The sequence below is a fragment of the Desulfobotulus sapovorans DSM 2055 genome (assembly GCF_059569355.1).
Genome location: NZ_JCANVJ010000017.1, coordinates 13965 through 37182 on the forward strand (window position 1 = coordinate 13965; position 23218 = coordinate 37182).

Annotated in this window: 16 protein-coding genes and 1 tRNA gene; 8 read left to right on the forward strand and 9 right to left on the reverse strand. The window is 56.2% G+C overall.

Going from position 1 to position 23218, the window contains the following annotated elements; genetic code table 11:
- Positions 1-4: 4 nt before the first annotated feature.
- The 4 genes from mreC to BR04_RS11730 form a co-directional block, all read right to left on the reverse strand.
- Positions 5-850, reverse strand: coding sequence for a rod shape-determining protein MreC (mreC, locus tag BR04_RS11715; RefSeq protein ID WP_496356201.1), 846 nt, complete (start codon positions 848-850; stop codon positions 5-7).
- Between the two features lie 3 nt (positions 851-853).
- Positions 854-1897, reverse strand: coding sequence for a rod shape-determining protein (locus BR04_RS11720; RefSeq protein WP_496356202.1), 1044 nt, complete (start codon positions 1895-1897; stop codon positions 854-856).
- Positions 1898-2136: 239 nt separating this feature from the next.
- Positions 2137-3228: a serine hydrolase domain-containing protein gene (locus BR04_RS11725; protein WP_496356203.1), complete on the reverse strand. Its 1092-nt coding sequence runs from the start codon at positions 3226-3228 to the stop codon at positions 2137-2139.
- The gene (locus BR04_RS11730) at positions 3221-4174 is read right to left on the reverse strand and encodes a S66 peptidase family protein (protein ID WP_496356204.1); all 954 of its coding nucleotides are present in this window, start codon (positions 4172-4174) and stop codon (positions 3221-3223) included. The genes BR04_RS11725 and BR04_RS11730 overlap by 8 nt, the downstream gene beginning before the upstream one ends.
- A gap of 62 nt (positions 4175-4236) precedes the next feature.
- On the opposite strand from BR04_RS11730, the gene BR04_RS11735 reads away from it, so the two are divergent.
- Positions 4237-4313: transfer RNA gene (locus BR04_RS11735), tRNA-Pro, on the forward strand.
- A gap of 53 nt (positions 4314-4366) precedes the next feature.
- Here BR04_RS11735 and BR04_RS11740 read toward each other — a convergent pair.
- A complete protein-coding gene (locus BR04_RS11740; protein WP_496356205.1) occupies positions 4367-5116 on the reverse strand; it encodes an SDR family oxidoreductase in 750 nt (249 codons plus the stop codon).
- A gap of 278 nt (positions 5117-5394) precedes the next feature.
- Here BR04_RS11740 and BR04_RS11745 point away from each other — a divergent pair, with 278 nt between their 5' ends.
- A complete protein-coding gene (locus BR04_RS11745; protein ID WP_496356206.1) occupies positions 5395-5721 on the forward strand; it encodes a PilZ domain-containing protein in 327 nt (108 codons plus the stop codon).
- Between the two features lie 202 nt (positions 5722-5923).
- Here the strand turns inward: BR04_RS11745 and BR04_RS11750 are convergent, their stop codons facing one another.
- Positions 5924-7630 carry an FAD-dependent oxidoreductase gene (locus tag BR04_RS11750; RefSeq protein WP_496356207.1) on the reverse strand — a complete coding sequence of 569 codons (1707 nt, stop codon included), beginning with the start codon at positions 7628-7630 and terminating at the stop codon, positions 5924-5926.
- A 391-nt stretch (positions 7631-8021) separates the two neighbouring features.
- On the opposite strand from BR04_RS11750, the gene BR04_RS11755 reads away from it, so the two are divergent.
- A complete protein-coding gene (locus BR04_RS11755; protein WP_496356208.1) occupies positions 8022-8678 on the forward strand; it encodes a hypothetical protein in 657 nt (218 codons plus the stop codon).
- A 24-nt stretch (positions 8679-8702) separates the two neighbouring features.
- Here the strand turns inward: BR04_RS11755 and BR04_RS11760 are convergent, their stop codons facing one another.
- From BR04_RS11760 to BR04_RS11770, 3 genes are all read right to left on the reverse strand, one after another.
- Positions 8703-9659 (reverse strand): SPM autocatalytic domain-containing protein, encoded by a 957-nt coding sequence (locus tag BR04_RS11760; protein ID WP_496356209.1) that lies wholly within the window; start codon positions 9657-9659, stop codon positions 8703-8705.
- 87 nt (positions 9660-9746) lie between these two features.
- On the reverse strand, positions 9747-11726 hold the full coding sequence (locus tag BR04_RS11765) for a peptidase U32 family protein (RefSeq protein ID WP_496356210.1): 1980 nt from the start codon (positions 11724-11726) through the stop codon (positions 9747-9749).
- 36 nt (positions 11727-11762) lie between these two features.
- Positions 11763-12167: a hypothetical protein gene (locus tag BR04_RS11770; protein ID WP_496356211.1), complete on the reverse strand. Its 405-nt coding sequence runs from the start codon at positions 12165-12167 to the stop codon at positions 11763-11765.
- Between the two features lie 48 nt (positions 12168-12215).
- Between BR04_RS11770 and BR04_RS11775 the strand changes: the two genes are divergently transcribed.
- From BR04_RS11775 to ettA, 5 genes are all read left to right on the forward strand, one after another.
- A complete protein-coding gene (locus tag BR04_RS11775) occupies positions 12216-14381 on the forward strand; it encodes a DEAD/DEAH box helicase (RefSeq protein WP_496356212.1) in 2166 nt (721 codons plus the stop codon).
- Positions 14365-16224, forward strand: coding sequence for an autotransporter assembly complex protein TamA (locus BR04_RS11780; protein WP_496356213.1), 1860 nt, complete (start codon positions 14365-14367; stop codon positions 16222-16224). The genes BR04_RS11775 and BR04_RS11780 overlap by 17 nt, the downstream gene beginning before the upstream one ends.
- Before the next feature lie 15 nt (positions 16225-16239).
- Positions 16240-20595: a translocation/assembly module TamB domain-containing protein gene (locus BR04_RS11785; RefSeq protein WP_496356214.1), complete on the forward strand. Its 4356-nt coding sequence runs from the start codon at positions 16240-16242 to the stop codon at positions 20593-20595.
- Between the two features lie 79 nt (positions 20596-20674).
- Positions 20675-21250 carry a peptidylprolyl isomerase gene (locus BR04_RS11790; RefSeq protein ID WP_496356215.1) on the forward strand — a complete coding sequence of 192 codons (576 nt, stop codon included), beginning with the start codon at positions 20675-20677 and terminating at the stop codon, positions 21248-21250.
- 173 nt (positions 21251-21423) lie between these two features.
- On the forward strand, positions 21424-23106 hold the full coding sequence (ettA, locus tag BR04_RS11795) for an energy-dependent translational throttle protein EttA (protein ID WP_496356216.1): 1683 nt from the start codon (positions 21424-21426) through the stop codon (positions 23104-23106).
- The last annotated feature ends 112 nt before the right edge of the window (positions 23107-23218 follow it).

The following is a 23218-nucleotide window of genomic DNA, read 5'->3' on the forward strand; positions in this document are numbered from 1 at the left end:
CTCCTCAGTCCCCTTCTTCCACGCCAGCTTCCGTGTCTTCATCCTGGGACAGAAGAATCAGAACTTCTTCGATACGCTCAAAATCCACAAAAGGCCGAATGTGTACATCCTGAAAGATCCCTTCGTGCCCGCGAACCACATCCTCCACCAGGCCGATACGCAGCCCCTTGGGATAAACACGATCCAGGCCGGAACTCACCACTACATCCCCTTCCGCAATATCATAACGTCGCAGGGCATAGGAAAAGGCACAAAAGGAAGATCCGGAACCATTCACCACACCCCGTGCCCGTGTCCGCTGTACCAGAGCATCCACACCACTCATACGATCCGTAATGAGCTGTATTTTGGCATACCGACCCGAAACTTCCACAACCTGCCCCACAATACCTTCGGGAACCACCACCGCAAGCCCCACGGAAACACCATCCTGCCGCCCACGGTTGACGACAAAGGTCTTGAACCAGGGGGAAGGATCCTTTCCCACAATCTCGGCGGCTAAAACACCAAAAGCTTCCTCTTCACGGAAATTCAGAAAAGTTCGCAGGCGTTCGTTGGCCATGCCCAGTTCCAGAAAATGATTTTCCCTTTCCGCTGCAAGACGGAGGGCATTTCTGAGTTCCCTGTTCTCTCTGGCCTGGGCGACACAATCAAAATAGACCTCCCACACGGAGACCATGGCCCGGACTCCCCAGGAGGCTCCCTGCTGCAAAGGCCCCATAAAGGCAAGCACCCCCCTTCCCACTACCGGAACCGATCCGGAATGCCGACCGCTGAGGAGCAGGGAAACAAGGGTCATGACCAGAAGAAGCAAAAAAACGCAGGCTGCAAAAAACTTACGGGAAAACATGGATCAGGTAATCATGACCTGTCTGAGAATATCAATGCTGTCCAGAGAGCGCCCCGCGCCCTGAGCAACAGTGGAAAGGGGATCTTCGGCCACCATAATGGGCAGACCGGATTTTTCCCGCAGCAATTTATCCAGGTTTTTCAGCAAAGCCCCACCACCGGTCAGCACAATTCCTCTGTCCACAATATCTGCGGCAAGCTCAGGAGGCGTTCGTTCCAGGGCAATTTTAACCGTTTCCACGATGGCATCAATCTGCTCGGAAATGGCAACCCGGACTTCCTCCGAGTCAATGGCAAGGATTTTAGGGATACCGGAAACCAGATCCCGTCCTTTAACCTCTATGGTTTCCAGATTTTCCGGATCCGGGTAGGCATTTCCAATGGTGGTTTTGATGATTTCAGAAGTCCGTTCGCCAATGAGCAGATTGTATTTGCGTTTAATGTACTGCATGATGGCTTCATCCATCTTATCCCCTGCCACGCGCAGCGATCTGCTGTAGACAATCCCCGCAAGGGAAATTACTGCCACCTCCGTAGTGCCACCACCGATATCCACCACCATATTGCAGGTAGGTTCCGTAATGGGGAGTCCTGCACCAATGGCAGCCGCCATGGGCTCCTCGATCAGAAAGACTTCCCTTGCTCCGGCCTGCTGCGCAGACTCCTGCACAGCCCGCTTTTCAACCGGTGTGATCCCTGAGGGAACAGCGATGACGATCCTTGGCCGTACAAAGGTTCTCCGATTATGAACCTTATGAATAAAATGACGCAGCATGGCTTCGGTGACATCAAAATCTGCAATCACGCCGTCTCGCATGGGACGAATGGCCACAATATTGCCAGGCGTCCGGCCCAACATGTTCTTGGCTTCCTGTCCCACAGCCAGCACCCGGTTTTTATGGCGGTTATCCGTACGAACCGCAACAACCGATGGTTCCCTCAGCACAATGCCCTTGCCCTTCACATAGACCAGCGTATTGGCCGTCCCAAGATCAATGGCCAGATCGCTGGAAAAAACCCCCAAGATGGAATCCAGAAAAAGATTCATCATTCCTCTTTTCAAATATAGAAAATGGCTTTTGGTTCATGGCAGGTGATGGAAAAGACCTGCGGAGAAAATCAGCGGAACAGATCCGGGATACATCCTCAGTATGGTACAGGAGGGAAGAATTGATGAACCAAGAAACAAGAACCCGCTGGGTTCAAAAAATCCTGCTGATAAGGACATCGCCACCCCCATGGATATCCTTTTCAGTCCGTGCTTTCGCTACCAAAAAAAACTCCCGTTTACAAGTAAAATTCACCTTTCTCTCCCTGCCCCAGCTCCTGCATTACACCATTATGGAAACGGGGTCTGAAACTGCGGATCGGCCAATGAGCATCCCCATAATGTACGCGATTGCTCAAAAGCACCACCACAATCCCCCTTTCCATATCGAGCCACAGGGAGGTTCCCGTGAACCCGAGATGGCCCACCGTTTTAGCGGAAAAACGATGACCGCAGGAAGGCAGGTCTCCTGACGGACGATCAAACCCCAGAGGCCGCTTTCCATCCTGCGGCCACACAATAAACCGCCGCATCAGCGCGGAAGAATGCCAGATCCCCTCTCCATGCCAGGCCTCCAGAATGGCCATGCCGACCCGTCCCACAGCAGCCGCGGTACCAAAAAGACCGGCATGTCCGTCCACCCCCCCCATGACCGCAGTATTTTCATCATGCACTTCTCCCACAAGTCGTCTTGAACGTACAGGGCTTCGGGAAGTTGCCGCAAAACAGAATTTCTCCCTTGCCTCCGGAACCGTCACCGGGAAAAAAAGATTTTCTCCCGCATGGGGTGGCAGGGCCGCCATCACCCGCTGTTCAAACACCATCCTGCCGGCCCTTTCCACAACCTCCTTCAAAAGCATAAACCCCAGGTCACTGTACAGGGTACGCTCACCAGGAGGGGCTTCCAGAGCCAGACAGCGCAGAAGATCCAGCCGTTTTTCCCTGCGATGGCTCTCTGGAAGTGAGGCCAGATCCCGATAGAATTCCCTGTGAGCCGGCAGTCCTGCGGTGTGCTGCAAAAGATGAAAAAGACGGATATCTTCCCTCTTACCCCCGTCCCGCCACTCGGGAATCCATAGATAAAGAGGCGCATCCAGTTCCAGCACCCCTTCCTCGACCAGCATCATCATGGCCAGTGTGGTTCCGAGAACCTTGGTCAGGGAAGCCAGATCAAAAAGGGTTTCCGGTGTCACCGGTCTTCTGGGAGAAAAACCTGCCCATCCCGCAACACCCGTAGCCCCCCCCCCTCCCCGGATACCCAGCCAGGCGGCTGCACCGGGAAAGACCTTTTCCCGAACACCTTCCTGCAACAAAATCCCAAGACTAGACATCCCGCCCTCCCCATACAAGACGGCCTGCATCCGCATCCAGAAAGGCAGGAGCCCCGAAAACAAGGGGCCGGTTGCTCTCACCATGCCCAACAGGCAAAGCACACACCACAGGAATCTCTGAAGGGAGATGGTACAGAATACGGGCATGGATCTCTTCAGCCTCTCCGCATTCCGTAAACCCTCCCAGAAGAAGGCCTGCAATACCATCCAGAACGCCCGCCATGGCCAGATGACAGATCATACGGTCAATCCGGTAGGGAGCTTCATGTATGTCTTCAATAAAAAGCAGGGCTCCGGACAGATCCGGAAAATAGGGCGTACCCAGAAGGTGGCAGAGCAGGGTCAGGTTGCCCCCGAAAAGCCGTCCTCTGGCCGTCCCCCTTTGCAGCACCCTGGGACAGGGCATTGCAAAACGCGCCGTACCTGCGGAGATCAAAGCATCAAAGGCCGCATCCTGATCTTCTGCCAAAAGCCGGCCCATCTGGGTGAGTACCGGGCCATGAAAGGCCATGATACCACAACACTTCCAAAAGAAGGCCAGCAGTGCCGTTCCATCACTGAAACCCATGAAACGCTTGGGACAGCGGCGTATACGTCCGCTATCCAGAAAGGGAAAAATACGCATACTCCCGTATCCTCCCCTTGCCATCCAGATGGCATCAACGGAAGTATCCTGAAAAGCATCCATCAGGGCCTCTGCCCGAAGCCTGTCCGAACCTGCAAATCCCTGAGCGTCCTTCATATACACCTGTTCAGCCACCTTCAGGGCATAGCCCCTGCTGCGGATAGCCGTCAGCCCCAGCTCCAACGCCCCAGGATCCGGGGTTCCGGCAGGGGCCACCACGGCAATGCAGCCCCCTTCTTTCAGGGGAGGCGGCAGCAGACCACAGGCAGGCATCCCCCCCCTTTCCACAGCCTTCCCAGCTTTTTTTTGCAGATCCTGCATTTTCTTCATCCTTTTTCTTGACAGCGCAAAGGGCGGGTGATAGACAAGCTTTCGTTTCGCGTCGGGGCGTAGCGCAGCCTGGTAGCGCACTAGCATGGGGTGCTAGGGGTCGGAGGTTCAAATCCTCTCGCCCCGACCAAACAAACAAAAAGAAAAAGCCGATTCCACAGGGATCGGCTTTTTGCTTTCATATCAGGACTTCCTCGCCACGGCAAAGGGCCCCCAGGCCTGCTGGGTCGGCATGACTTCCAGGTGATTGATATTCACATGGGAAGGAAGCGAGGTCATCCAGCCCACGATTTCGGCAATATCCTCAGCCGAAAGGGCCTCCACCCCCCGATAGGTTTCAGCAGCCTTGTCCGCCTCACCCTTGAAACGCACCAGAGAAAATTCCGTTTCTGCCATGCCGGGGGCAAGATTGCTCACCCGGATTCCCTTCCCCTGAACATCACAGCGCAGGTTTCTTGAAAACTGTTCCACAAAGGCTTTGGTAGCCCCATAGGCATTCCCGCCGGGATAGGGCCAGCTTCCCGCCACAGATCCCATGTTCACAATATGCCCACCGCCCCGGGCAACCATCCCCGGCAGCAGTGCCCGCGTCAGATACATGAGTCCTTTTATATTGGTATCCACCATCCTTTCCCAGTCATCAAGATCCGCCTCCGGTGCAGGGGCCAGCCCCAGGGCAAGCCCGGCATTGTTGATGAGAATTTCCACATCAGAGAAAGGGGCAGGCACTCCGGTCAGTGCGGCATCCACAGCTGCCCTGTCCCGAACATCCAGAGACAGAAGAAAAACAGGACTCTCCAGACTGGCTGCCAGCTTCTCCAGACGCTCCCGCCGTCTGGCCGCAAGAATCAGGGGATAGCCCCTTTTTCCATACCAACGGGCGCAGGCCTCGCCAAATCCCGAAGAGGCACCACTGATCAATACACTACCCATTTTCACCTCCCGATTCTTTCATACCTTCATCCATCCTCTTTCCATGAAAACCGCAGAACCATCCCCCCACCGGAAAAGAAATCCCGGAATTTTCTGCCCCCAGGGAATTTCTCCCGAAAAATTAGGGGAATCACCTATTGCCACAGTAAACAGGGTTCTGTATGGTGTTCTCAACGTCTTACCCCTCCCTTTTTCCCTCCCTTCCTATTTGAACGGGGCGATTTCTTCAGCGGATCGCCCCATTTTTCTTTTCCACCCTTTTCATAAGGAGTCCTGTTATGGACGACTTCAGAGAAAAACGCCGGGATGTCCGCCAGAATTATTTCTGCCCCGTAGCCTATAATACCCAGGATCAGGAATACCGGGAATACATCCTTGACATCAGTGGTGGCGGTGTTTTCATCAAAACCAAGCACCTGCTCCCACCCGGAACGGAAATGAACCTCGTTATCCCCTTTCCCGGTGCCAATTACCTCAGTCTTCTGGGGATTGTTGTCCGATCCGGAGAAAAGGGCATTGCCGTACAGTTTCACCAGGATGATCTCAAGCTGATACAGGAAGTTCGCAAGCAGATTCAAAGCCTCAGCCTTCTTGAAGAGGAATAAGCCTGCATCGTCCTGCCTTCCCAGACCCATTGGCATCGCAACGGCTGACATGTTTAAAAAAACAGCCTCCCCCACACACAGCCCGGATACCAAATGCCCTCCCCGAAAAAACCAGCCGCAGCATCCTGCCTGCAACCAAGGTCATGCTGGAAAAATTTTCAGCTCTTTCCAGCATGATTCCCGTATCATTTTGTGCTAGGGATCAGATATCCATCCCCCAGTTTTTCAGCATGGCCACCCCCCCGAAAAGGGTGACATTGTTCGTATGCCCCATGGCCCTCAGATTCAGCTGGGCTTCATAGGAGCGAACCCCGGTATTGCAGATAAGCACAACGGGCCGGTCTTTGGGAACCTCATCCATCCGCCGCAGCAGCTCATCCTGGGGAATACTCTTCCAGAATCCAGAATACCTTTCCTCAAAGATACGGGCATCCGCCTTGGCACGGCAATCAATGAGGCAAACTTCGCCCCTTTCGATTTTTTCCCAGTTTTCCGCAAATTCTTCACATCCGATGGGACACATCCGTCCATCCAGAAGGTTATCCGCCACATTCCCAAGGGCATTGACAATATCCATGGCAGAAGAAAAGGGTGGGGAATAGGCAAACTCCAGATTGGAAATATCTTCCACCTTCGGCTTATGGGGTAAAAGAGCCGCCACAGCATTGATACGCCCTACGGTGGCATCTCCCTTACTGCCCGTTCCCTGGATGCCCAGCACCTGGCGTGTACCGCGATCCACCACCAGTTCGAGGTACATCAGTTCTTTGCTGGGATAAAAATGCGCCCGATCCAGCTGACACATGCGCACACTGATGGCATCAAAACCAGCTTCCAGAGCCGCCTTCAGGGTAAGACCTGCGCCACAGAGACAGACATCAAAAAGCTTGACCACAAAACTGCCCACCACAGAAGGCGATACGGACTCTTTCCCCGCAAGGTTATCCCCAATCACACGCCCCTGGCGGTTGGAAAGGGAACCCAGAGGATAATACCCCGGTTTTCCCGTAATGGCATTGGGAACCAGTACGCAATCCCCGCCGGCATAAATATCCGGATCTGTGGTGCGCATATGGGCATCCACCACAATCCCGCCATTGAACCCCACCTCCAGCCCGGCAGCAGCAGCCAGCTCGCCATTGGGTACGATGCCCCCGGCAACGATCACGAGATCGGCCTCAAAACTTTCCGTTTCCGTCACAACACGGCTTACGCCCCCCGCTTCACCCTCAAAACGCAGAACCCTCTGGCCCAGATGAAAGGTCACATCCTTTTCTTCCATATGGGTCTGGGCCATTTTCGCCATTTCAGGCCCCACAAAACCGGGCATGATCTGATCCGATATTTCAATCACCCGGGTTTCAATTCCCCACATATCGGCCAGGGCTTCTGCCATTTCAAGGCCGATAAAACCGGCACCCAGCACCACGGCAGAGCTGACCTGACCCGAAGCAACGGCAGCTTTGATCTGAATGGCATCCCTGAGGGAACCCACGGAAAAAACACCCTGAAGTTCCTGACCCGGTATTTTCAGATCCCGTACCCTGGAACCCGTACCAATCACCAGCTTGTCGTAGGACAGGTACTCCCGGCTTCCGTCCTGCTTCTCAATTTCAATCCGTTTTTCCCCACGGTCAATGGCTGTGACCCGGGTACGGGTCATGACATCAATATCCTTGCAATCCTTGAAAAAACGTTCATCCCGAAGCATATGAAAGCTTGTGCTCTGCAATTCCGTGGCATCGGCAACATCACCGGATACATAATAGGGAATACCACAGCCGCCATAGGAAATATGCTCATCCTGGTCAATGAGCAGCACCTCGGTTTCCGGTTCCAGGCGTTTCAGGCGACAGGCAGCCTTGGATCCCAAAGCCACGGCACCGATGACCAGCACTTTTTTTGCCATCTTCCAACTTCCTTTCTCTGAATTTTATACAGGAATCCGGCTTCTGAGACCGGATCGGATATGTAACGCAGACAGCGTCAAACCCTACAACCCAGTCCCGCGCCTGTCAAACCTCCCCTGCGGAAAACAGGGGGGATCGGCATTTTTTTCCTGGCCTGGCATCCCTCCTGTCATTCTTTTCCGGGAAACAGGGCGACCGATCAGGATTTCTTCCTGAAGATCCTTGTAATTTCGAGGACGCTTTCCCCTGAAACACCAGAAGAGACCCCGGCTCTGCCCTTTTTCTCCAAAGACAGCAGCCGCAGTGCAAACAATGGCATTGTTATTGCTTTGAATTCAACCAAAGACCCGGAGTACAGGCTCCAGGATGTCATCAGGAAGGAGAAAGACCATGTTCACAGGAATCCAGGCCTACCAGCGCAGTGAAAGCCCTCTCACAGATCGCAGTGATGAAAAAAAAGTACAATCCCCTCTGGCCCGTACGGAGACAAAGGGGAAGGGGACTTCAGATGCAGGCGGTATGGGAAGGGGACAGGACAGGGTCAGTCTTTCCGATGCGGTACAGGGTGCAAGACTCCGGGAAAGTCTCGGGCTGCCCATCAGCGGTAAAATTACCAAGGCTATGCTGGAAGAAACCCAGAACACCGTACGGGATACGGTGAACAGCCATATTCAAAAGGTAAGGGACGAGGTGGGGATTCCCGAAGATGCGGAAATTTCTGTCCGCATCACGGAAAAGGGAGATATCCGGGTCAACAGCAAATCCGGCGGGGCATGGGAAATCGAAAAACGCCTTCAGGAGGATACCTCCTTTAAAAATGCCTTTACTTCCCTGTCCCTGCACTCCCGGATGCAGGAAATCAGCAGCAGGGCGGGACAGAGGCCGGATCTCTTCTCCGATACCAGCGAGCGTCCGCTCTCCACCATTGCGCGGGAATACACAGCACTCCGCCAGGGACAGGATCCGCTGAAAAGCCTTGTACAGCAGGCACAGAACCTTCCTTCCGCCTTTGTCCTGAAGCATGGTGGAGACTCCCTTGCGGCATAGACAGAGCTGAAAAAAAATCCGTCATCAGACCTTCAGATCCAGATGGTGCACCCGCCCCACCTGCCCTGTTTCACTGAGCACAAGGCCCGTACTCTGTATGCGCCCCCCCTGTTCACCCCCAATATCCATGGGGGTCGCCACACGGGCAAGACCGATGGCACCAACCCCCACGTCTGAAAGGGAACGGCCTGCACCGGATGTCCCATCCTCGGGGTGCCAGATGCGGAGCTTGGAAAATACGGAGTCGCCTGCATCTATCCAGCCATTCCCGTCACTGTCATGGAGGCTGAGATCGGCAAAACCGTCCCCGGATGTTGTACCGAAAAGTTCACGGCCATCATCCACCCGACCATTGCCGTTCTGATCCAGAAAGAGAAAACCGGCCCCCTTTGACGGCATGCCGAGGGATTCCTTCTCACCATTTCCCGTGAGATCAAAGGTGAAACGTGCATTGCCCATGCTCACAGGCCCGTTCATGGAAATCACCAGAGGATCCACCAGATCCACGGATCTTGCCAAAAGACTTTCCTCTTTCCGGGACTGCATCTGCTGGACAGAAAAGGAAATTGTCCGGCCATCGGCGGTCATCACCTCGCCTTCGGCCAAAAACAGACTTTCCTGTTCCTTTCGGGTATGCACCACCTCTTCCATGCGAAAGGCCGATCCCGAACCGCCGGAAAGCACATCTTTGGGAAACTCCGGCACAGGTTCCGGACGAAAAAAGGGGGTTTCCGCCTTTTTCCCCGTCAGGGCTTCCAGAATAAGCTGCACAAGGCGCTTGCTGGCTTCAAGGTCGATGTGTTTCAGCCCCCGGCCATCCACCCCGGAAGATTTCAGGGTAATGCCCTTGCCCAGAAAATTTTTCCCTGAACTTTCTTCCCGCTTCAGGGGATTTTCCACCACCATGCGCAGACTGCGCCGGGTCTGCACCTCTTCACGGGAGATGCCCACCATCTGAAGGGATGAGGATACAATCTGCATGACGGCCTCCTTTCGGGTTCCATGGAATCCATGATGCCTTTTATCGGAGGCTTTCCTGCAAAACTGAACCCTGAAAAGAACAGATTTTCAAAGAAGGCGCAGATTCCAGTTCCACAGTCCCGGTCTTTGCCGAAGGCTCATGCCCTTGGGAAGGCTTTCTTCCATATGCACAAACAGCCGGTATCCGGCCTTTTCCAGCAAACTCTTTTTTTCCCGGATATCACAGATCCAGTCCGGAAACAGCCACTGGTTCTGACCATACACCCGGCCCCATACCCTCTCGTCTTTGGGGCTGACGAGACTTTCTCCCGGAGCCAGAACACCCACCCGGGAAATGGCCAGGGGCCAGAATCCCGAAAGAACAAGACCCAGGGGTAAAGGACTTTCCGTACCAAGGCGCATAAAATCCTCCTCCCCCATTTCAGGGCTGGCAAACACACCGGAAAATCCCATTTCCTTAAGCACCGCCACGGCAAGGGCATTGGTCACATTGCAAAAGGGCCCTGCCCAAAGCTCCAGCCCTTCTTTTTTTTCAAAAAGCCCCACCTGCCAGGGGGCATTCAGCACAAAGCGGCGGGCACCCTTGTGGATCAAAGCCGCGAGAGTCCTTTTCCAGGCTTCAGACTCTTCGGGCCAGATGACGGGATCCAGCCACCACCAGAAATGCCGCACAGCCCCATCGGCCACCCTGGGAAATTTTTCCGGGTCAATCCAGAGTGCCGCCTCTTCATTCCGTCCTTTCCTGCTCCCGGGAGAACGGCTCACCTGCATTTCCCTGGAAGTACCGCCTTTTTTGGCTGGAGCTGGCAACACAGGGGGCTTGTGGGCTGCCTGGGGTTCCGGTATTTCCAAAGACTGAAAAACAGCCTCCAGCTTTCGGATCTCCGCCATCAGTTCCGGCTCTCTGCGATCCACCAGAAAAACTGCGGCACCTGCACGGGGCTTTGCCTTTCCCTCATCTTTCAGATGAAAACGCCCCCCCTTGGGAAGGGAACGTTTCACCCGTACCAGTACATGCCCGCCTTCCCCCTCATACCCCACCCTCAGCAGATCTCCGGACAAAAGGGCAATCCTTGGCGTGACAAAAAGTTCCTGTCCGCCCCCCTTGACCCGGCCCACGAGAAAACCGGAACCGGTTTCCGCATCCGCAGCCAGGGGCTGCCAGGGTCTGTGGGGCAGAAAACGGTAATGCATGGCAGATCGTCCCAGAGCCATTTCCAGCAAAGCCAGGGCATTTTTCTTACGGCCCGGCACATCCCGCTCATCCCGCAGCATCCGGTAGGCTGTGGTGGTGTAATACACATAATGGGGCCCTTTTTTTCTGCCCTCGATTTTCCAGCAGTCCACCTGCGGAATTTCTCCCAGAACCTTGGTCAGGACATCAAGGCTCAGATCCTGCATGGAAAAAAAACGCCCCGCCTCCCCGGCCTTTTCCCTGCGGTACAGACGGCGGCAGGGCTGCACGCAGCGCCCCCGCAAACCCGACTTTCCTCCAAGATAGCTGCTCCAGTAGCACCTTCCGGATACGGCATAACAAAGGGCACCATGGATAAAACTTTCCAGAAAAAGCCCCCTGGGGCAGGAGGTCGCCATAAGCCTCAGCCCATCCACGTCCAGCTCCCTGGGCATGACCACCCGGGAAACCCCCAGCTTTCCCGCAACCTCCAGCCCTTCTGGAAAGGAAAGGTTGGCGAGAGTGGAAAGATGCAGCTCTCCCGCAAACCCCGCCTGCCGCGCAAGGGCAACCAGACAGAGATCCTGCACAATGAGGGCGTCAGGCTTTACATCCCGCACCAGCCGCAGCAGAAGATGAAAAACCTTTTCCACCTCATCGGGCTTGATTTCATTGTTGAGGGCCACATGCACCCGGATATTGCGCTCATGGGCCATGGCCGTCAAACCGGCCAGCTCTGTCAGGGAAAAATTATCCGCTTCCATGCGGGCGGAAAAGGCCTTGAGACCACAGTAGATGGCGTCGGCACCGGCAATGAGGGCTGCAAAAAAACTGTCCCGGTCTCCGGCGGGGGCCAGAATCACAGGCAGAGAAGGCGTATCAGCACTGGTCATGGTTCATAGCTTTCAAAAAATCAAAGGGATAATACATCAAAAGGGAGAAGCGGATAAGGTGCCCGCCCTGCCCATACGTCTGTCTTCCACAGCCTTGATCCGCACCATGGCCGCAGAGAAAAAAAGAGTTTCTCTGGTGTCACGCTCTTCCTTTTTATCCTCCCAATCCGGAAGCCTGGCAACGGAAAAGCCGAAATCCGTACGGATTTTTATCCTGAACTCCCAGGGAAAATCAACAGAGGATCCCCCTCTTTCAGGATCAGACCCGATCCAGAACCCCTCCTTCGAAATCCGGAAGCCCTGGTGCCACGCCTTTTCAATTCCCTTGCCCCTGTCTGCCGTCAGTGGTATAGCCCGAAAGACTGTTGTGCTGTCTTTCTGGAAAGGTCGTGGACTTTTTCCAGCTTTCCGGCTCTGCATTCCGTTGGGGTTTGCCCCCATAACCCCACATCCTCCCACCCTGTCCGGGCTTTCGGCCCAAACGAGTGTATGCCTGAAATGACGCCTCCCAAAAAAACGCCCAGATCCCCCGCCCATAAAGCCGCATCCGCAAACCGCCAGAAACGGGGAGCCCAGAAAAACGCTCCCAGGATGAAACCCGGCTCTGATCCCAAACTGAAGCCCCTCTTCGCCCGAATCGGTGTTCCGGAAGCCAGGCCCTTTGTGGCAGATCCCTTTCAGAAAAAAGCCATTGAAGCCGTGGGCCAGGGCGACTGCCTGGTGACAGCGGCCACAGGCTCCGGAAAAACCTATATTGCGGAACAGGCCATAGAAAAACTCTTTCTGGAAAAAAAACGGGCCTGGTATGCCTCTCCCCTCAAAGCCCTGACCAATGCCATTCATACCGCCTTTTCCCGTAAATTCGGGGCTGAAAACGTAGGCATTCTCACGGGAGACCGCAAAGAAAACCCCGATGCCCCCCTCATCATCGGCACCACGGAAATCCTGCGCAACCAGCTCTATGATGCCATGCATACGGGAGAAGACATCCGCTGCGACCTCGTTATTCTGGATGAAGCCCATTATCTGGGGGATCCGGACAGGGGCGTGGTCTGGGAAGAGACCATCATTTATATGCCGCCCAGGGTTCCGCTGCTCCTCCTTTCCGCCACCATCGGCAATGCCGAAGAAATCGCCGCCTGGCTGGAATCCATACGACAGCAGCCCTGCACCCTGATCCGCTCCAACCGCAGACCCGTTCCCCTGCACCCGCTTTTCTTCCACCCCAGCGGCACCCTCTTTCCCTTTCTTGCGGAATACGACGAAACCCGCCATGCCGGAAAAAAAGGGCTGCATAAAAAAATTCTGCACTACCTCCAGACGGATCGCCCGCCCCAGCTGGCACCACCGCGTCGTCTGCCCAACATGGCGGATATCATGGCCGTGCTGCGCCATTACAACCTGCTTCCCGCCATTTTCTTTTTAAAATCAAGATCGGACTGCGACGCTGCCATCACCCTCTGCGATGAGGCAGGACTTCTTGAAGACCCTGAACGGGCCTCTGCCCTACGCACCCGCATGGCGGAGCTGACCCGTTTCTGGCCCCATGCGGCCCGGCATCCCCAGCGGATGCACATTGAAAAACGGGCTGTTGCCGCCCACCATTCCGGTCATCTGCCCGCCTGGAAGATGGTGGTGGAAACCCTCATGGCCGAAGGCCTGCTGGATGCCGTTTTCGCCACATCGACCGTGGCGGCAGGGGTGAATTTTCCGGCACGCACCGTACTCATTGCCAACTCGGATCGTTTCAACGGAACGGAATTTTCCCCCCTTTCCGCAACGGAATTTCACCAGATGACGGGACGGGCCGGACGCAGGGGAAAAGACCGTATCGGCTTTGCCGTGGCCCTCCCCGGGAAATTCATGGATCTTAAACATTTTGGCCGCCTGATCTCCGCCCCGCCTTCCGAGGTGGAAAGCCAGATCCGCATTGATTTTTCCATGGCCCTCAACCTGCTTCTCTCCCACACGCCGGAACTGATACAGGCCATCATGGGCAGAAGCTTTGCCGCCTTCCGCATCGCCCACAAACTCACGGGGAAAAGCTCCCAAAAGGCCAGCAAAGGTGCTGCGGAACTGCTCTTTGCGGACTTTATGAGACACCTGAATTTTCTTAAAGAAAAAAACTTTGTGAACCCGGAAGACCGCCTGACCGATGATGGACTCTGGGCCGCCCAGCTGCGCATCGACCAGCCCATTCTCGTGGCAGAAGGTTTCCGCCGCAGGCTTTTTCCGGAAAATGACCCTGCCATTCTGGCCGCCCTTATGGCCTGTTTTGTCAATGAAAGGGAGGCGGATGATCAGGATATTCCCGAGGATCAGATCCCCGAAAAACTTCTCAAAGCCTTTCTCCACTTAAGAAAACAGCTCCAGCCCTTTGCAAAGGAAATGATCTCAAAGGGCTTTCCCGTTTTTCCCCTCTACCTCACGCCGGCGGTCACCGTATACCACTGGGCTTCGGGAAGAAGCTGGGAGGACGTCTACAAAAACAGTCCCCTGGCTGAAGGGGATCTTGTCCGGCTGCTGCTCCGTACCGCAGAAAATCTGAGGCATGTGGGAAATCTTGGAGAATTTTTCCCCAAAGCTGCCAAAAATGCCATGACCGCCACGGATCGTATTCTGCGGGAACCGGTTACGGATGCCTATACGCTTTAAAAAAAACGGCCTTTCCCGCCACGCCGGACGTCCGCTCGTCCTGCCGGTTCTGCTCCTGACGGTTGTGGGGCTGCTGGTTTTTTTCCCCATGCCTCTGCCTGCACAGGCCAATCTCCTGCCTTTTTTTACAAAGGAGACGTATAAGGCAGAAATTCAGGGAAACATGCCTGCGGCAATCAAAGAAATTCTGGAAGCGGTTTCAGACACCTTCACCCTGAAACACCGCCCCCCTTCCACACCGGAAATGCTGCGCCGCCGGGCAGACAGGGACGTCAGCACCATGATGCAGGCCCTGCGATCCGAAGGCTATTACGATGCCCGCATCAGCGTTACATCCCATACCGGGAATACCCTGCCTGGCATTCTTTTCCAGGTGGACACCGGCCCCGTCTACACCCTCAAAGACATCCGCATTGAATCCCTTGATGCCACCTTCCCCGAAGATCGTCTTCCCGGGTTCGCTACCCTCCGGCTCTTCCCCGGAAACCCGGCCAGAGCCCCCGAAGTCCTGCAAGGCCTTGAACGGCTCAGGGACTTTCTGAGGGAAGAAGGCTTTCCCTCTCCGGAACCGGAGATCCGGGAAGCCCTGGTCGATCACGGGGATCGAACCCTGAGTCTTCACTATGTCTTCATGCCTGGCACCATGGCCTTTTTCGGAGATGTGGTCATTGAAGACGAACAGCAGCGCACTGAAAAACAGATCCAGTCCCGGTATGTGGAAAACCGCATCCCCTGGAAAAAGGGAGAGCTTTTTCAGGCTTCCCGTCTGAACCAGCTGCGAAGCCGTCTGATGCAGGACGGACTTTTTACCATTGTGGATATCGGACATCCCCCCGAACCCGATGCGGATCGTCACCTGCCCGTGCATATCCGCCTGGTGGAACGCAGCCCCAGAACCCTGAAAGCCGGTCTTTTCTACGAAACGGATACGGGGATGGGGACACGCATCGACTGGGAACATCGCACTTTCATGGGCATGGGGGAACGTCTGTCCCTGGGGGCTCTGATTGCGGAAAAGAAAAAACGGCTCTCTTCGGAATACCGGATTCCCGATTTTCTGGATAAACGCCAGTCCCTCACCCTCTCCGGCTGGGCAGGGATGGAAGAATCCGAGGCCTATGAAAGTGAAGGCGGCGCCCTGGGCGTCAAGCTCTTCCGTCAGCTCACGCCTTTCTGGGCCGCTGCCATCGGCAGCCACTACCGCATCAGCCTTATCACCCAGGGGGAAGAGAAGCAGACCGTGGGCCTGATCTCCCTTCCGTTGGAGATCAGCTGGGACAAACGCAACAGCATCCTCAACCCCACAAAAGGCCTGCGTCTCCAGTGGAAGGCCGAACCCTTTTCCGATACTCTGGACATCGGCATCTGGTTTATCCGCCTCATGGGAGACATGTCCGCCCACCTGCCCCTTGTCGGAGAAGACCGCCTCGTACTGTCCGCAAGGGGAAGTGTCGGCTCCATTCTGGGAGAATCCAACCTGGGCCTTCCTGCGGATGAACGGTTTTACGCAGGGGGTGGCGGCTCCATCCGGGGCTATGCCTACCAGTCCGTCGGCCCGGAGGAAGAGGGAAAAATTGTGGGAGGGCGCAGCATGGTGGAAACGGGACTGGAGCTCCGCTGGCGCATGAAAAATGATCTGGGTCTTGTGGCCTTTCTCGACGGAGGACAGGTCTTTGAAGCCTCCCAGCTTCAGCTGGAGGACAAATTCTATTGGGGGGCCGGTCTGGGACTGCGCTACTATACGGATTTTGCCCCCTTCCGTCTGGATGTGGGCTTTCCCCTCAATATACGAAAACAGGACGATCCCTTTCAGGTCTACATCAGTATGGGCCAGGCCTTTTAGGAAAGGACTTTGTTGATGGGTTTGGGAAGACGCCTGCTCTTTTTTCTGCTCTGGAGTGTCAGCGGCCTGATGCTGGCCTTCTCCTTCCTGCCCCTGTTTCTCTTCAGAACAGAAAAGGGCCTGCACCTCCTTGAGTACGGCATCAACCAGCTTCTGAAACAGGAGGATGGCTCCGGAGTCCGCATCAGCGGCCTTGAAGGTGCCCTTCCCTTTGATATCCGCATTCAAAACCTTACGATCCGGGACAGGGAAGCCGATTTTTTCCAGGCCAGGGATCTGCATCTCCTGCTTTCCGCCCAGGATCTCTTCTCAGGCCGCATCGGTGTTCACACCCTCCAGGGAAAAAACCTGACCCTCCACCGCCTGCCCCTCCCTTCTCCCAAAGAAGGCCCCAACCCTTCCCCGAAAAACGAAGGTTTTTCCCTGCCTGCCCTTCCCCCCTTTTTTATCGAAACCCTGGACATCCGGGAAATTGTCATCGCAGAGGCCGTGGCCGGAGAACACCTTCGCCTGCACCTTGGCGGGAATGCCGCCGCAGACTCTCAGGGAATCCGGGCCCTGATGGCCCTGAATACCCTGGAAGGCCCTGCCCTTTCCTTAAATCTGGAAGCCCGCCTTTTACCCGAAAAGGAAAATCTCCATCTTGCCATCCGTTTTGAAGATTCCGAAGGCAGACTGACAGCCCTTCTGGGGCAGCCCGACCATCCCCTCCACCTTACCCTTTCGGGAGAGGGCAGCCCAAGCCACTGGCAGGGCCACCTGACCCTTCAGTCCGGCAGCACCCACACCCTTCTCTCCAGGGTGGATCTGGGGCTGGGAAAGACCCCTTTTCTGGATCTGGAAGGCCGCTTCACCCTGAATCCCCAACACCTGCCCGCCCCGCTTTCCCTTCTTCTGGAAAAAGGGGAGGTCAAGGCCCGGATATCCCGCAAAGAAAACGGAAACCTTCACCTTGAAACCCTGAATCTGCACACCCCCTCCCTCTCCCTGCAGGGTCAGGGCGAACTCACCCCCGAAAACCTGCACCTGAACACCGGGCTGGCCCTCACCCTTCTCCAGCCCCGGAGTCTCGGGGACTGGCTGGGTCTGGATCTCGGCCCCCAGGTTCGTCTGAACCTCACAGCCCGGGGCCCGCTCACAAGACCGGAGACGGATTTTGAACTGCTGCTCGGACATGCCAGAGCAGGGGATCTCAGTCTTCAGCGTCTGACGCTGAAAGGACAGCTTTCCCTGATTCCGGAAAAGGGGGCTCTGGCAGAACTGGTCTGCACGGCCCGCCTGAAGGCCGAGGGCGCTGCCTTTCCCGATCTCCCCCTGCCGCCATCTTTAGAAACAGAACTTCGCCTTGCCTACGGAGTGGCAGAACAGCAGCTCCGCATCCATGAACTGACCCTGAAGGGGAAGGATCTCTCCCTGAATGCCAAGGGGCAATGGAACACACACGCCAATACGCTGGAAGCCCGCCTTGGCCTGGACGTCCGGCAGCTTGGCCCCTGGCTTCAGGCCTCGGGACTGAAGGGGATTGAGGGAAAGGGCCAGCTCCAGGCCGAGGTTCAGGGCAGCCTTTCTCCCCCCGCCCTCCACCTCAGCCTGAAGGCCGGACTGACCGCCATCCATGGCCTGCCAGCCCCGCTGGAGCATCTGGGGGGAGACCCCCTCACCCTGCGCAGTTCCCTTGTTCTCGGGCCGGAAAGCGGAGACCCTCCTTCCCTCAGCCTTCGCGTAACGGAGCTGGCTCTGGAAGGTTCCGCCTTCCGCCTTCAGGGTGAAGGGGCCATTTCCCTCGCCAGCCAGGATTTTCAGGGAAAGATCCGTCTCCATCTTCCCGAACTCCAGCCCCTTCACGAAAGCCTCCTGGGCACAGCCGACCTTTCCCTGACGGCGGAAGGCCAGCCCCAGGATTTCCGTCTCACGGCCACCCTTGACAGTGAGGCTGTCGGAGGGTTTTCTTCAGAGTCCCTTCCCCTTCATCTTTCCCTGCACGCAACCCATCTTCCCGCAGGCCCGGAAGGGGAGCTTTCCTTTCAAAGCCGTTTCCGGAACCTTGACCTGAAAGGAACAACCGGATTTTCCCTCAGGGAGACAAGCCTGTCTTTCACGGAAGGCCTGCTGGAGCTTCCCGGTATCCGGATCTCCCATGGGGGGACGCTGGATCTCAAAAGCCTGATGCTCCGGGCTGACATCCAGGGCCATCTGGACGATCCCGCCCCCCTGGCCCGGCTGGGAGGGCTGGACATTCAGGGAAAGGGCTCTTTTCTGCTGCACCTTTTCCCCGGAGAAAAAGGGCAGGACGCTTCTCTGGACATGACACTTTCCGGGCTTTCCCTGGAAAACCTGCACCTTGCCTCCCTGCACCTGAACGGTGATTTCCGGAATGTTCTCACCGATCCGGCCCTGGATCTTTCCCTTCACGTTAAAAACCTCAGCTCAGGGGAGATGAGCCTTGGGGAAAGCCGGAGCCATATCCACGGGACAATCCAGGCCCTTTTTCTGGAAAGCCACCTCCTTGGCCGGATCAAGGCCCCCTTTGACATTCAGCTTCAGGCCCGGTACGCCCGGAAGGAAGACACGCATGAACTCCGCCTGAAAACCCTTGAAGGCAACTGGGGTACCCGTCCTCTCCTCCTGGATCATCCCTGGCTGCTGCGTCAGGAAGAAGGTCGGCTGCTGCTGGATCCCCTTGCCCTCCGCCTTGACACGGCCCAGCTGACCCTGAAAGGCTTTCTTGCCAGAGACAACAGCCTCCTGGAACTGGATATCCGGGACTTTCCCATGGCGGTTCTGGGGCTGGGTCTGGCAGGGCAGACAGACGCCCGCCTGCATCTCCTTGGCCCCCTCCACAGGCCCGAAATCACGCTGGAAATACAGGGCGACAATCTCTGCCCCAAGGCTCCAGAAGACCGTCACCTTCCCCTCATGCGCCTTGCTGCGGAAGCCCGCTTAAGGGAAGGATCTCTCCGTATCCACTCCCGGATTCACAACATGGAGACAGGAGAAAACGTCCTGAACATGAGGGGCCAGCTTCCCCTCCTTCTTTCCCTTCAGCCCTTTTCTTTCTCTCTGGACAGGCACGCAGCCCTGGAAGGCCAGCTCTCAGGAACCCTGGATTTCAGCCGTATCAGCCTTTTTTTCATGCCGGAAAGCCAGATTCTGAAAGGACTGGCCCACCTGGATCTCACCCTGAACGGCACCCTGGACAAGCCCTTGCCCGGAGGCACAATCCGTCTCAGGGAAGGCGTGTACCAGCACCTGGGGCTGGGACTCAATATCCGGAAGCTTGAAGGGGATCTGATTGTGGACGGGGAAACCGTCTATACCCGCAACCTGAAAGCAGGAGACGGCAACGGCGGCACCCTCTCCGGAGAAGGAAGAATAGGCCTGTCCTCCGAGGCACATTTCCCCTTTTCCCTTTCCGTAAACGCCCAGAACATGAAAGCCATGCAGACCGATACGGTCAATGCCGTCCTGGCCAGAGGAGAGGCCAGCTATGAAGGAACCCTCGAAAAACAGCATGTGACGGGTGAGCTGTTCTTTGACCGTGTGGAAGTTTTTCTGGGGGAATTCGGAGGCCCGGAAGTGGCGGAACTGGCAGTCACTGAAATCAACGGGGAAAACGGTACGGTCAGGGGGAACGGCAATGGCATCCACAGGGAAGACAGCAGCCACAGCCTGGATCTGAAGCTGCATTTTCCCGCACGGATCTTTGTCCGGGGCCGGGGGCTGGATTCGGAATGGGGCGGCAGGCTGGCCGTCTCCCGAAACGCCTCCAGCCCGGTGATCCGGGGAGATATCGCCCTGATCCGGGGACGCATGGATTTTCTCGGCAAACGCCTCTCCCTCAGTCAGGGCAACATCATGCTGGACGGCAGCCAGCCCCCAAGACCCTTCGTTTCTTTTGAAGCAAGACAGGAAGGAAAGGAAATTGTCTCCATCCTCAGGGTGGAAGGTCAGCCCCCCAACCTGAATTTTCTTCTTTCCTCAGAACCTGCCCTGCCCCAGGACGAAGTGCTGGCCAATATGCTCTTTGGTCGTTCTCTGGCCACCATCACCCCCATACAGGCTGCCCAGCTGGCCCTGGCTGCACGGGAACTGGCGGGAAAGGGCGGGGGCCCCGGAGCCCTGGGCACAGCCCGGAACCTCCTGCGCCTGGATGACCTCAACCTGGTCTCCGATGGAGACAGCAACGATGATATCCGCCTGCGTGCCGGAAAATATGTCCATGAACGGGTCTACCTGCGCGTTGAAAAGGATCTCAAAACCGATGATGACCTTGTGTCCGCAGACGTGGAACTCACCCGGAGCATCACCCTGGAAAGCACGCTCGGCCCCAAGGGTGGGGGCATGGGACTTTTCTGGAAACGGGATTACTGAAACCTTTACAAAATCTGCCATCTTTTATATGAATTTTCCCTTTATCCCACCCTTCACCCCCATGAAAGGAAGACGCATCATGCTGAGAATTCTCACCCTTCTCGTCTTTGCCTGCTTTTTTACCGGCCCGGCTCTGGCCCAGGAAAGCTCCCAGCCCGTTAAAGTTTCCATGGAAACGGATCTCGGCACCCTGATTCTGGAACTGTACCCGGACAAGGCTCCGGAAACGGTCAAAAACTTTCTGGCCTATACGACTACGGGCTTTTACAAGGGAACCCTCTTTCACAGAGTCATCCACGGCTTCATGGTGCAGGGCGGCGGCTTCAGCGAAGACATGCAGCAGAAAGCCACCCAGGCCCCCATCCCCAATGAAGCGGCCAATGGGCTGAAAAACCTCAAAGGCACCATCGCCATGGCCCGCACCAATGTCCCCAATTCCGCCACCAGCCAGTTTTTCATCAACACCGTGGACAATGCCTTTCTGGATTTCAAAGAACCCACAGCCCAGGGCTTCGGCTACTGTGTCTTTGGCCGCGTGGTGGAAGGCATGGATGTGCTGAGCAAAATTGAGCGGGTTCCCACGGTCTTCCGCAGAGGACACCAGAACGTCCCCAAAGATCCCGTCCGGATCCTCAACGTGGCCGTACTCCCCTGAAAACACCTGTATTCTACGGATCTTTCTGATCTTATGCCCTTGATCTTATGCCCATCTTCCTTTAGATAGAACCCGTATAAAAAGTTGTCAAAGCGCACCCCTTGCGGTGCGCTTCCCTTTTATGAACCCGAATCCTCCATAAACCAGACCCAGATCCTTAAAGGAGTTTTTCCATGAGCGTGGATACCAAAAAGGTCATCTACACAATGATGCAGGTCAGCAAACGGCACGGCACCAAAACCGTGCTCAAGGATATTTCCCTCTCCTATTTCTACGGTGCCAAAATCGGTGTCCTGGGCTTGAACGGCTCCGGTAAAAGCTCCCTGCTCCGTATCCTTGCTGGCGAAGACAAAGAACATTCCGGAGAGACCATTCTCTCCGACGGCTACACCATCGGGTATCTGCCCCAGGAACCCCTGCTCGACGAAAACCGTACCGTTCTGGAACTGGTGGAAGAAGGGGCGGGCAAGGTGGCGGCCCTGATGAAGGAATACAACGCCATCAACGAAAAATTTGCCGAACCCATGGACGATGACGCCATGAACGCCCTCATCGAGCGCCAGGGTGAAGTGCAGGATCTGCTGGACCGCATGGACGGCTGGGACATCGACGCCCGGCTGGAAATGGCCATGGATGCCCTGCGCTGCCCGCCTGCCAATGCCAGGGTGGCCGTGCTCTCCGGTGGGGAACGCCGCCGGGTGGCCCTCTGCAAGCTGCTCCTCCAGAAACCCGATATCCTGCTTCTCGACGAACCCACCAACCACCTGGACGCCGAATCCGTGGCCTGGCTGGAACAGCATCTTCAGCAGTATCCCGGCACCATCATCGCCGTCACCCATGACCGCTACTTCCTCGACAATGTGGCGGGCTGGATTCTCGAGCTGGACAGGGGCGAAGGCATCCCCTGGAAGGGCAACTACTCCTCCTGGCTGGAACAGAAGCAGAAACGCCTTGCGGATGAGGAAAAACATGAATCCCAGCGCCAGAAGACCCTGGAGCGGGAACTGGAGTGGATCCGCATGAGCCCCAAGGGACGCCATGCCAAATCCAAGGCCCGTATCAATGCCTATGAGGAAATGCTGGGCCGCAGCAACGAACAGCTGGATCGGGATCTCCAGATCTTCATTCCCTCCGGCCCCCGTCTCGGCAACCTCGTCATTGAGGCCGAAGGCCTTGCCAAGGCCTTTGAGGACAAGCTCCTTGTGGACGCCATGAACTTCAAGCTCCAGCCCGGCAGCATTGTGGGCATCATCGGGCCTAACGGCGCGGGCAAGACCACCCTCTTCCGCATGATCTCCGGGGAAGAAAAGCCGGACAAAGGCAGCATCAAAATCGGGGAAACGGTCAAGCTTGGCTATGCGGATCAGCACAGAGGCTCCCTTGCCGCAGGAAAAAATATCTGGGAAGTGATCTCCGGAGGTCAGGATATCGTCACCGTGGGCGGCCGGGAAGTGAACTCCCGCGCCTATGTGGCCCGGTTCAACTTCTCGGGAGCGGATCAGCAGAAAAAGGTGGAAGTCCTTTCCGGTGGGGAGCGCAACCGGGTGCATCTGGCCCAGATGCTGAAATCCGAAGCCAACGTCCTGCTTCTCGACGAACCCACCAACGACCTCGACATCAATACCATCCGTGCTCTGGAAGAGGGCCTTGCCAATTTTGCGGGCTGCGCCCTTATCATCAGCCATGACCGCTGGTTTCTCGACCGGATCTGCACCCACATCCTCGCCTTTGAAGGCGACGCGGAAGTGGTCTTCTTTGACGGCAACTTCACGGAATACGAAGAGGACAAAAAACGCCGCCTGGGTGCCGATGCCCTCATTCCCAAGCGTATGAAGTACAGAAGACTGACCCGGTAACCGAAAGAAAATCCTCTACAGGCCATAAGGTGATTTTCTGAAACGGAAATCCCTTATGGCTCCCTCTTCCCCTGGGGGGGCTGAGGTTCTTGAGGCCAGAGATGAGTTTGAG

Bases quoted from the DNA above. Each gene is read 5' to 3' on its own strand.
- mreC (WP_496356201.1), bottom strand. From the start codon at position 850: ATGTTTTCCCGTAAGTTTTTTGCAGCCTGCGTTTTTTTGCTTCTTCTG.
- BR04_RS11720 (WP_496356202.1), bottom strand. From the start codon at position 1,897: ATGAATCTTTTTCTGGATTCCATCTTGGGGGTTTTTTCCAGCGATCTG.
- BR04_RS11725 (WP_496356203.1), bottom strand. From the start codon at position 3,228: ATGTCTAGTCTTGGGATTTTGTTGCAGGAAGGTGTTCGGGAAAAGGTC.
- BR04_RS11730 (WP_496356204.1), bottom strand. From the start codon at position 4,174: ATGCAGGATCTGCAAAAAAAAGCTGGGAAGGCTGTGGAAAGGGGGGGG.
- BR04_RS11740 (WP_496356205.1), bottom strand. From the start codon at position 5,116: ATGGGTAGTGTATTGATCAGTGGTGCCTCTTCGGGATTTGGCGAGGCC.
- BR04_RS11745 (WP_496356206.1), top strand. From the start codon at position 5,395: ATGGACGACTTCAGAGAAAAACGCCGGGATGTCCGCCAGAATTATTTC.
- BR04_RS11750 (WP_496356207.1), bottom strand. From the start codon at position 7,630: ATGGCAAAAAAAGTGCTGGTCATCGGTGCCGTGGCTTTGGGATCCAAG.
- BR04_RS11755 (WP_496356208.1), top strand. From the start codon at position 8,022: ATGTTCACAGGAATCCAGGCCTACCAGCGCAGTGAAAGCCCTCTCACA.
- BR04_RS11760 (WP_496356209.1), bottom strand. From the start codon at position 9,659: ATGCAGATTGTATCCTCATCCCTTCAGATGGTGGGCATCTCCCGTGAA.
- BR04_RS11765 (WP_496356210.1), bottom strand. From the start codon at position 11,726: ATGACCAGTGCTGATACGCCTTCTCTGCCTGTGATTCTGGCCCCCGCC.
- BR04_RS11770 (WP_496356211.1), bottom strand. From the start codon at position 12,167: ATGGGGGCAAACCCCAACGGAATGCAGAGCCGGAAAGCTGGAAAAAGT.
- BR04_RS11775 (WP_496356212.1), top strand. From the start codon at position 12,216: ATGCCTGAAATGACGCCTCCCAAAAAAACGCCCAGATCCCCCGCCCAT.
- BR04_RS11780 (WP_496356213.1), top strand. From the start codon at position 14,365: ATGCCTATACGCTTTAAAAAAAACGGCCTTTCCCGCCACGCCGGACGT.
- BR04_RS11785 (WP_496356214.1), top strand. From the start codon at position 16,240: ATGGGTTTGGGAAGACGCCTGCTCTTTTTTCTGCTCTGGAGTGTCAGC.
- BR04_RS11790 (WP_496356215.1), top strand. From the start codon at position 20,675: ATGCTGAGAATTCTCACCCTTCTCGTCTTTGCCTGCTTTTTTACCGGC.
- ettA (WP_496356216.1), top strand. From the start codon at position 21,424: ATGAGCGTGGATACCAAAAAGGTCATCTACACAATGATGCAGGTCAGC.